Source organism: Streptomyces albicerus, from assembly GCF_008905045.1.
Lineage (GTDB): Bacteria > Actinomycetota > Actinomycetes > Streptomycetales > Streptomycetaceae > Streptomyces > Streptomyces albicerus.
Window position 1 is genome coordinate 850 of record NZ_VWMY01000149.1, and the last position, 9,012, is coordinate 9,861.

At 66.8% G+C, this 9,012-nt stretch carries 8 protein-coding genes and 2 pseudogenes; 8 read left to right on the forward strand and 2 right to left on the reverse strand.

Annotated features, from left to right (window positions below):
- Positions 1–178: 178 nt before the first annotated feature.
- Positions 179–340: pseudogene (locus tag GAS53_RS57465) on the forward strand (IS5-like element IS4811 family transposase); the annotation flags it as partial.
- 279 nt (positions 341–619) lie between these two features.
- On the opposite strand, the pseudogene GAS53_RS57470 reads toward GAS53_RS57465, so the two are convergent.
- Positions 620–937: pseudogene (locus GAS53_RS57470) on the reverse strand (SMI1/KNR4 family protein); the annotation flags it as partial.
- A gap of 253 nt (positions 938–1,190) precedes the next feature.
- The gene (locus GAS53_RS53535; protein ID WP_192583711.1) at positions 1,191–2,246 is read right to left on the reverse strand and encodes a helix-turn-helix domain-containing protein; all 1,056 of its coding nucleotides are present in this window, start codon (positions 2,244–2,246) and stop codon (positions 1,191–1,193) included.
- Positions 2,247–2,620: 374 nt separating this feature from the next.
- On the opposite strand from GAS53_RS53535, the gene GAS53_RS53540 reads away from it, so the two are divergent.
- From GAS53_RS53540 to oxdA, 7 genes are all read left to right on the forward strand, one after another.
- Positions 2,621–4,156, forward strand: a complete 1,536-nt coding sequence (locus GAS53_RS53540; RefSeq protein WP_151485090.1) for an amidase — start codon at positions 2,621–2,623, stop codon at positions 4,154–4,156.
- Positions 4,153–4,878 (forward strand): nitrile hydratase subunit beta, encoded by a 726-nt coding sequence (nthB, locus tag GAS53_RS53545; protein ID WP_151485091.1) that lies wholly within the window; start codon positions 4,153–4,155, stop codon positions 4,876–4,878. The genes GAS53_RS53540 and nthB overlap by 4 nt, the downstream gene beginning before the upstream one ends.
- Positions 4,875–5,477 carry a nitrile hydratase subunit alpha gene (gene nthA / locus GAS53_RS53550; protein WP_151485092.1) on the forward strand — a complete coding sequence of 201 codons (603 nt, stop codon included), beginning with the start codon at positions 4,875–4,877 and terminating at the stop codon, positions 5,475–5,477. The genes nthB and nthA overlap by 4 nt, the downstream gene beginning before the upstream one ends.
- A gap of 110 nt (positions 5,478–5,587) precedes the next feature.
- Positions 5,588–5,923, forward strand: a complete 336-nt coding sequence (locus GAS53_RS53555; RefSeq protein WP_225859702.1) for a nitrile hydratase accessory protein — start codon at positions 5,588–5,590, stop codon at positions 5,921–5,923.
- A 17-nt stretch (positions 5,924–5,940) separates the two neighbouring features.
- On the forward strand, positions 5,941–6,138 hold the full coding sequence (locus GAS53_RS53560; protein WP_151485094.1) for a CbtB domain-containing protein: 198 nt from the start codon (positions 5,941–5,943) through the stop codon (positions 6,136–6,138).
- 18 nt (positions 6,139–6,156) lie between these two features.
- A complete protein-coding gene (locus tag GAS53_RS53565; RefSeq protein WP_151485095.1) occupies positions 6,157–6,990 on the forward strand; it encodes a CbtA family protein in 834 nt (277 codons plus the stop codon).
- 506 nt (positions 6,991–7,496) lie between these two features.
- Entirely contained in the window at positions 7,497–8,558 is a 1,062-nt protein-coding gene (gene oxdA, locus GAS53_RS53570; RefSeq protein ID WP_151485096.1) for an aliphatic aldoxime dehydratase, read from the forward strand.
- The last annotated feature ends 454 nt before the right edge of the window (positions 8,559–9,012 follow it).

The following is a 9,012-nucleotide window of genomic DNA, read 5'->3' on the forward strand; positions in this document are numbered from 1 at the left end:
CGACCAGTTGCCCGTCGCGGGGGTCTGGCCGCAGCTGGATGGACTCCCTGAGACTGTGGCACCGGGGGTGGTCGCTGTGGCGAAGCTGCTGGGCGTCCCGGTGGTGAATCCTCCCGCCCAGTCCTGAGCACCTGCCCTTGAGGTAGCCCGGGCCCATGTGCCGAAATCGATATTCCTCGAAGCCCTCTTTCGGCTACGGCTGGTGCATCCCGAAATCGCCATTGTCTGGGCCGACTTGGCCTACGCCGGCCCGCTCGTTGACTGGACCAAGTCCTTCCTCCACCTGACGATCAAAACGGTGAGCAGGGCCAAGGGCGCGAAGGGGTTTGTGGTCCTCCCGCCCCCAGGCCGTCGCAGCGGCCTGAGCATCAGAAGTCCCAGTCCAGTTCATCCTCGTCGACTGCGACAGGCAGGTGACCGTCCGCCGCCTCGCAGGTCTCCAGAGCCGTGGCTGTCGCATCCAGGAGAGCCGTGAGCGACGCCCCATGGGGTGGCGCGAAAAGGAGCATCCTGTTTCATGATCGGCCCTGCCGATCCTTCCGCGGCGACGATAGAGACGCTGATCGATGATGAGGTAATCCCCTGCACCGTCAAAGGCGAAGGGGACCCACCACGGCCCGTATTCCCCGTCCGGGCCGCCTTCCTCCGCTCCCGCCAGCTCATCTCCGTAGAGCTTCATACGTGTCTGCCAGACACTGGTGATGCTCTGCACCTCAAGCAAAGACCAGAACGGCGGCAGCAGGTCGCAGTGGCCCATGCCGTTGTGCCGCAGCAAGGACTCCACCAAGGGCTCGGGGAACGGCTGACCGATGGCCTGTTCGGCCACGGCAATTGCCGAGCGCTCCGTCGGCGGGCCAAGAGCAGCAAACGTACGAGGCGTGTGCTGGGCGAGCCAAGCCTCTATACGGGTCCACGACTCGGATATCGACGAAGTCATCCTGGGATCACTGCGGGTGTAGGCAGGCAACGGTGCAGCGTGCGGGCTCCACCGCGGGAGCAGTCGGGGAGGGCGATGGGGTGGGCTGCCGTCGGCTGCTGCCAGGGTCAGCCGTGAGAAATGGACGGGCGGCGCGAGTCGGTGGAGCCGATGGCGGCCCGCCTCGGCGAGGACGGCAACCGCCTGCCTGCCTCCTGGGATCCCGCGTCGGAGGCCGACCGCGATAAAGTCGCCCGCCGCATGGCCAGCAGGCTCAGCCCAGGTGGGGCCTGCGGTAGTGGCTCGGACTGGTCCCGAAGGTTGCCGCAAAGGTTCTGCTGAATACCTCCGGGTTGCTGAAACCGTAGCGGCTCGCGATGTCGGTGATCGGGACCCGAGGCTCTCCCACGAGGGCTCGACGGCAAGCCGCCAGCCGACGGGTTCGGACCCAGCCGGCGGCGGTGAGTCCTCGTCGGGCGAAGAGCCGATGCAGCGTCCGAGGGGACAGGTAAAACTGCTGGGCGATCATCTGGGGCGTCAGGCCGGGGTCGCCGAGATTGTCCTCGATGAAGAGCTGGATTCGCTTGAACTTGTCGTTTTCGGGGATGACCTCGTCGGGCCGGGCTGCCTCCAGGGCAGCCGTCACGGTGAGTTCGGCGACCTGGTCGGCGACCCGGACGGCGGTGGCTGCCGAGAGCGGGTCGGACGAGTGCACGAGTTCTCGGAGGGCCGGTGAAAGGAAGCGGCCGACGCCGGTCTGGGAGGAGATCGTTGTCGCGGTGACCCGCTGGCTCTCCGGCTCTGAGAGGACGACCGCGTCACGGGGCCAGGTGTAAACGAGAAGCCGCCAATCACCGGTCATCGCCCACGTGAAGGGCCTGGCGGTCTCGTAGACGGCGAAGTCGCCGGCGGAGAGGACGCAGGTACGTCCGTCCTGGACGAGCACGCCGTGGCCCTGAGTGACCAGCCCGACCTGCAGGAGATGCCGGCCGTCCCTTGAGAACAGGTTGGGCGTGCGGGTGAAGGTCTGAGGTGTCGAGACCACCGACGAGGCAGTCATGTGACCCAGCCGTCGCGTCTCGACTGTGCCGACGAACTCCCGGGGTGCGTGCGGTGCTATGTGGAGTGAGACGAAGTGGTCACAGATGGTGTCCTTCCACGCGCTGACGGTGCGCACTTCGCTTATCCAGGCGCCTCCTGCAGCGAACGCGATGTCCTCCATGGAGCCGCACGATAGACCCGCCAAGGGCGATTGACCAGCTCCTTCCGCGGCTCCCGGCGGATGGCACGGACGGTCAAGGGGGTGTCTCCCGGGGTCAAGAAGTTTCACTGCACGACCACTAATGTCCCGGTTCTCTCGGAGAAACCTCACCAGGAGGCGACCACCATTCCCCAGTGCATCCGCGTCAGCGTCCGAGGGGCCACGTTCCAAGGCGTGGTGCACGACCTGCCCGGAAGGCGCCACCACGATGCCTTTCGCGCAATACGGCGTCAGCTCAGGGCCGCCTGAGCCATCGGAAGGGAACGCAGCCCTCGGGAAGCTGGCGGCACTCGTCACGAGTGGTGTTCTACCGGCGGTCCTCGACCGCGGTCTGCTCGCCGCCGCTACAGCCCGGTCCGCGCCACTTCGGTGGCCCACTGGGTTCGGCCTGGCGGTGTCACCCGTGCGTGTGTCGACCCGATTTCACACATAGGAGGATTGACATGGAGCTTCCATCGCGAGCCGTCGTCGAGGATCTCGCGGATGAGTTGCGGCTCGGCATCACCGCGGAGGATCTGGACGTCTACCACGGGGCAACCTCGGGGTTGCTTGGCTCGTGGGCGGTCGTTGACGACCTCTACGACCATGAGGCGGCACCGACCGTCCCGACGCGTGAGTGGTCCGAGCCGGCTGACAATCCGCTCGGTGCCTGGTACGTGACCACCCAAATCGCCGATCGCGCTGACGGCCCGCTGGCCGGCCGACGCGTCGCGATCAAGGACAACGTCGCCGTCGCCGGCATCCCCCTGATGAACGGGTCCGAGACGGTCCGGGGCTTCGTCCCCAACGCAGACGCCACCGTCGTCACGCGTCTGCTCGCCGCAGGCGCGACCATCGCCGGAAAGGCGGTCTGCGAGGACCTCTGCTTCTCCGGGGCCTCACACACGTCCAAGACCGGCCCGGTCCGCAACCCGTGGGACCGCGACCGCACGAGCGGCGGCTCGTCCAGCGGCAGTGCGACCCTGATCGCCTCGGGCGCTGTCGACCTCGCGATCGGCGGCGACCAGGGCGGTTCGATCCGGATACCAGCGTCCTTCTGCGGGGTTGTGGGCCACAAGCCGACTTTCGGGCTGGTGCCGTATACCGGCGCGTTCCCGATCGAGCAGTCCATTGACCATCTCGGACCCATCGCACCCACCGTCGCCGACGCCGCCGCGATGCTGACCGTGATCGCGGGCGCCGACGGCAAGGACCCCCGCCAGCCGACCGGCGTCACCGGGAAGGACTACGTCACCGAACTCGATCAGCTCGACCACGGTCTGCGCATCGGTGTCGTCACCGAGGGCTTCGACCAGGCCAACTCCGACCCCGGTGTGAACGCCGTCGTCAGGCAGGCCATCGAAAGCCTGACCGCGGCGGGCCACGTGGCCGAGGACGTGTCGATCCCCTGGCACAAGCACGGTGCTGCGATCTGGGACGTCATCTCCGTGGAGGGTGCCACATGGCAGATGGTGCAGGGCAACGCCTACGGCCTGAACTGGAAGGGCACCTACGACCCCGACCAGATGGCTTACTACGGACGGCGGTGGCGACACGATCCCTCGGCGTTCTCCGAGACGGTCAAGCTGGTCGCCCTCGGCGGCACCTACGCGCTTCGCAACGGTTACGGCGCCAGTTACGCCAAGGCCCGAAACCTGGAGGGTACGCTCGCGGCCGCCTACGACGCGGTACTCGAGTCCTACGACGTCCTGGTGATGCCTACGCTCCCGATCACCGCGAGTCTGATCCCGCCGCCGGACGCACCGGTCGGCGAAGTCATCGCTCGAGCTCTGGAGATGGTGTCCAACACCGCCCCGCTCAACGTGACCGGGCACCCGGCCTGCTCCATTCCCGCAGGTCTCTCCGACGGCCTGCCCGTCGGCCTGATGGTCGTCGGCAAGAAGTACGACGACGCGGGCGTGCTGCGTGCTGCCCATGCCTTCGAGCGCGCGCTCGGAACGCTCACCGCCCCCCAGCACCAGAAGGAGCTCACCGCATGAATGGAGTGTTCGACCTCGCCGGCACCGACGGTGTCGGTCCGGTCATCGTTCCCGAGGAGGAGCCGGTCTTCCGCGCCGAGTGGGAGAAGGCCGTCTTCCCGATGTTCGCCATGTGCTTCCGAGCCGGCTTCTTCGGCGTCGACCAGTTCCGCCACGGCATCGAACTCATCGACCCGGCCGTCTACTTGAAGTCGCCCTACTACGAGCACTGGGTCCACACCATCGAGCACTTCGGCGAGCAGCTCGGCAAGCTCGACATGGTTGAGCTCGACCGACGCACCGAGTACTACCTCGCAAACCCCGATGCTCCGCTCCCCGAGCACGCGGACGACCCTGAACTGCTGGCGTTCGTCGAGGCGGTCGTCCCGGTGGGCGCATCCGCCAAGCGGGAGTCGGACAAGGTCGCGCGGTTCAAGGCCGGCGACATCGTCCGGGTCGACCGCTCGGCCCCCAAGGGGCACACCCGCCGCGCCAGGTACATCCGCGGTGCCGTCGGGGAGATCGTGAGGGCCCACGGAGTTTTCATCTACCCCGACAGCGCCGGCAACGGACTCGGCGAGAACCCCGAGCACGTCTACACGGTCAGGTTCACCAACTCGGAGCTGTGGGGCGCCGAGCACGCCGAGCCCAACGGATCGGTCTACTTCGACGTCTGGGACCCCTACATCGAGCTCGCTTCCCCCGAACCCTCCGCGACGGCCCCCGAAGGAGCGCACGCATGAGCGCCAAGATTCGCACCCAGGAAGAGATCGCTGCCCGAGTCAAGGCGCTGGAATCGATGCTCATCGAGCAAGGCGTCATGACCACCCCGGCCATCGACCGCATGGTCGAGATCTACGAGAACGAGGTAGGGCCGCAGCTCGGCGCGAAGGTGGTCGCGAAGGCCTGGAGTGACGCCGACTTCAAGGCCCGGCTCATCGAAGACGCCACCGAGGCGTGCCAGGAGCTCGGTATCGGCGGCCTGCAGGGCGAGGACATGGTCGTGCTGGAGAACACCGAGGGTGTACACAACGTCATCGTCTGCACCTTGTGTTCCTGCTATCCGTGGCCGGTGCTCGGGCTTCCGCCGAACTGGTACAAGGATCCGCAGTACCGGGCGGCGATCAGCCGGGAGCCGCGTCAGGTCTTGCGCGAGTCGTTCAACTTCACGGTGCCTGACGGCGTCGAGGTACGCGTGTGGGACTCCAGTAGCGAGATGCGCTACTGGGTTCTCCCGCAGCGTCCGGCCGGCACCGAGGGATGGACGGAAGAGCAGCTCCTGCCTCTGGTCACGCGCGACTCGATGATCGGCGTCGGTCCTGTCGGCGTGGTCGCATCATGACCAGTCGGACCACCCTGCCCTCGCCGGGTTCCAGCGCGGCAGAGCTGGGTGAAGCGCGTCGAGAGATCGAAAACCTGGTCTGTGGAATGCCCGGTGGAGATCCCGACCAGATGGGGTTCCAACACCCGTGGGAGATCCGGGCATTCGCCATGGCCGTCGCGGCCCATCAGGAGCTCAAGTTCGACTGGTCGGAGTTCCAGAAGGCCCTGATCGCATCCATCCAGGACTGGCAGACAGCCAACCCCGATGCCGGTGAGAGCCCGTGGTCGTACTACCAGCACTGGGTCGCGGCGCTGGAGGCGGTCCTGGCGGACGCCGGCCTGCTGAGTCGGACCGAGGTCGACCTGCAGACCCAAGAGCTCCTGGCACTGCCGCCCAACCGCAACCACCACGAAGCGCACACCGAACCGATCGCCGTCGATCTCGCGCGCACCGTTCACGTCTGATCCGAAGGGACACACTCATGGCACTGAGCAACACCGCAGTCGCGAGCAACAAGTTTCCGACCACCGCCCTCAGCGTCGCGCTCGCCGTGTACGCGTTGTTGAGCGTCCTGTTCCTCCTCCAGGAGAACGGGCTGCTCATCTCACCCGAGGCCGCCAACTATCTCCATGAGGCCACCCACGACGCGCGGCACGCCCTCGGCGTCCCGTGTCACTGATGAGGGAGTGGGTCTCCGATGGTCTCTAGAACACTCGGTCGCACTGTCGGCCACGGCGCTGTCGCGGGCGCCGCAGCCGGCGGTGTGGGGGCCACTGCGTTGTACTGGCTCGTCGAGCCTTCGATTCGCGCCGCGATAGCCATCGAGGAAGCCGGGGGACCTGCGGGGGAAGCCGGCGGTCACAGCCATGCTGCCGGCGGTGATCACGCAGGCAGCCATGGTCTTGCGGCAGATGCACTGGTGCCGCGAGACGAACAAGTCGTCTTCGCGCTGGTCACGGTCCTGCTGGTCGGGATCCTGATCGGCATCGCATTCGCGCTGGCCCACCGGGTCCTCGGCACGAGGCTCCCGGGCAAGTCCCCAGCGGGCTCGGCGATGACGCTCGCCGGCCTCGGATTCGTCGCGTTCACGCTTGCCCCGGCAATCATCGTGCCGGCGAACCCGCCCGCGGTCGGTGATCCCGCGACCGTCAGCCTCCGGGCGGTCACCTACCTCGGGACGATCGTGTGCGCTGTCGCGCTGACAACGATCGTCACGGCTCTCGCACGCGCGAAGGAACTCGCGCCCAGGTCGCGGGCAGTTGCTGCCACGGCTCTGGGGATCGTCGGGTCGTTGGTCCTGGTCTGGGCCCTTCCCAACGCTGCGGATCCGGTGCCGGCCAACGTTCCGGCCGACCTGGTGTGGGAATTCCGGGTCGGATCGCTGACGCAGCTCGGACTGATGTGGCTCGTTCTCGGCGCCGTGTTCGCCTACCTCACGCCTTCCCAAGTGGTTACCCGCACGTCCCCGCCCACGCCAATGCGAATCGGACGGCGTCGACACTTGCAGCCGGCCTCGGTCGCTGAGGTCTGAGCCGCCGGCGTGAGCACAGCACCAATGCCGGAGCTACCCGAACTCGGGGGCCCCGGGCCGCGGATCAGAATGTGCCGGGGCTGCTGCTGCGGAACCGCACGCAAGCATCCCGAAGTTGATCACGACGGCATTGCCGAGATTCTCGAACACACGACCGGTCCGAGTGTCCAACTGCTGCGCGTCGACTGCCTCTGGGCATGCGATCTGTCGAACGTCGTCGTGGTGAACCCCAGCGCACAAGCACGCCGGCAAGGCGCCCGACCCGCCTGGATCACCCAGGTCAACACCCTTGAACGCGCCCGCGCCATCGCCGCTTGGGTGCGACGTGGCGGCCCGGGCGTCGCCGACCCATCAGAAGAACTCGGTCAGGTCCACACCGCCGCCGGGCTCCGGCGAGTCAGCTCCGGTGGTTGGTGACGTGCCAACCCCAATCGTCTGTTCCTTCCGCCCAACTCGAAGCCCGCAACGCCGGCCCATCGCAAGTTCCCTCACAGGAGGAGTCGTCCATGGAATCCGCGATCGATACCCACCTGCAGTGCCCCCGCTCCTTGTCACGTCGGGTTCCTGACGACTATCAGCCGCCGTTCCCGATGTGGGTCGGGCGCGCGGACGCCGCACTGCAGCAGGTCGTGATGGCCTATCTCGGCGTCCAGTACACGGATCAGGCGCAGCGTCCTGACGCACTCGCCGCAATGCGCCACATCGTCGCGAGTTTCGACGGCCCCGACGGAGCGGTCCACCATGACCTCACTCACCACGTCGACAACCAGAACCATCACAACCTCATGGCGGTCGGGTACTGGGCAGACCCCGCGGCCTACTGCCGCTGGCTCCGGTCGGACGAGGTCAAGGACTGGTGGGGTTCCGACGACCGCCTCTCCGACGGCCTCGGCTACTTCCGCGAGATCGTCGCCCCCCGCGTGGACCAGTTCGAGACACTGTACGCATTCCAGGACAACCTCCCGGGCGTCGGCGCTGTGATGGGTCGGATCAGCGGCGAAGTCAACGAGCACGGCTACTGGGGATCGATGCGGGAGCGGTTCCCGCTGTCCCAGACCGACTGGATGCAACCCGATCGTGAGCTGACCGTCGTACTCGGCGACCCAGCCCAGGGCGGCAGGGTGGTCGTCCGCGGGCACAACAACATTGCGCTCATCCGGTCCGGTCAGGACTGGAGGGATGCGGAGGGCGAGGAGCGCTCGTTGTACCTCGACGAGATCCTCCCGACGCTCGAGGACGGCATGGACTTCCTCCGCGACGACGGCGCGACACTGGGCTGCTACAGCAACCGGTTCGTGCGCAGCATCGATCTGGACGGCAACGAGCTCGACGAGAGCTACAACATCGGCCACTGGAGGTCGCTGGACAAGCTGGAGAGGTGGGCCGAGTCCCACCCGACCCATCTGCGGATCTTCACCACGTTCTTCCGGGTTGCCGCCGGGCTGGACAAGCTGCGGCTCTATCACGAGGTTTCGGTGTCCGACGGCAAGGAGCAGAGCTTCGAGTACATCAACTGTCACTCCCAGACCGGAATGATGCGCGACGCACGCCTTCCATCCAGTGTGTGACGAGTCGCCACAGCGACCGACGCACCGGCGCTGAAGGCAGCTGCGCGCGGCCCTGCCTCATGGGGGTTCTCAGCGTCGGCCGACGTGCTACGCCGACCTGGGAACCCGCAGCTTCCTTGAACAGATCCAGCATCCCCGTGTACCCCCGCGACCACCCAATCGGGACTCCCGTTCGATCGACAAATCCCAAGATCGGTACGACAACAGCTACTTAGGGTCGTCGTGGGCTTCGGACTTTGTCGTCCGTGCAGGGAACTTTGTCAGTCGTGCAACGTCTCAAGTTGACGCCGCATCAGGCGAGGGTCGCCCTCCAGGTGAGGTCATGCGCGACCGCCATGGCCGGTGTCAGCCCCGTACGACGGGCACAGTAGCCCGGCCCGGTCGCTGAGTGTGCCGGTCGTTTGCCCCACAAGGAACGGCCGCCGCGCACACCGGAATACGGGCAAGGCGGCGG

What these genes read in the sequence shown, in the direction of transcription:
- GAS53_RS53540 (WP_151485090.1), top strand. Translation starts at nt 2,621, where the DNA reads ATGGAGCTTCCATCGCGAGCCGTCGTCGAGGATCTCGCGGATGAGTTG.
- nthB (WP_151485091.1), top strand. Translation starts at nt 4,153, where the DNA reads ATGAATGGAGTGTTCGACCTCGCCGGCACCGACGGTGTCGGTCCGGTC.
- nthA (WP_151485092.1), top strand. Translation starts at nt 4,875, where the DNA reads ATGAGCGCCAAGATTCGCACCCAGGAAGAGATCGCTGCCCGAGTCAAG.
- GAS53_RS53555 (WP_225859702.1), top strand. Translation starts at nt 5,588, where the DNA reads ATGGGGTTCCAACACCCGTGGGAGATCCGGGCATTCGCCATGGCCGTC.
- GAS53_RS53560 (WP_151485094.1), top strand. Translation starts at nt 5,941, where the DNA reads ATGGCACTGAGCAACACCGCAGTCGCGAGCAACAAGTTTCCGACCACC.
- GAS53_RS53565 (WP_151485095.1), top strand. Translation starts at nt 6,157, where the DNA reads ATGGTCTCTAGAACACTCGGTCGCACTGTCGGCCACGGCGCTGTCGCG.
- oxdA (WP_151485096.1), top strand. Translation starts at nt 7,497, where the DNA reads ATGGAATCCGCGATCGATACCCACCTGCAGTGCCCCCGCTCCTTGTCA.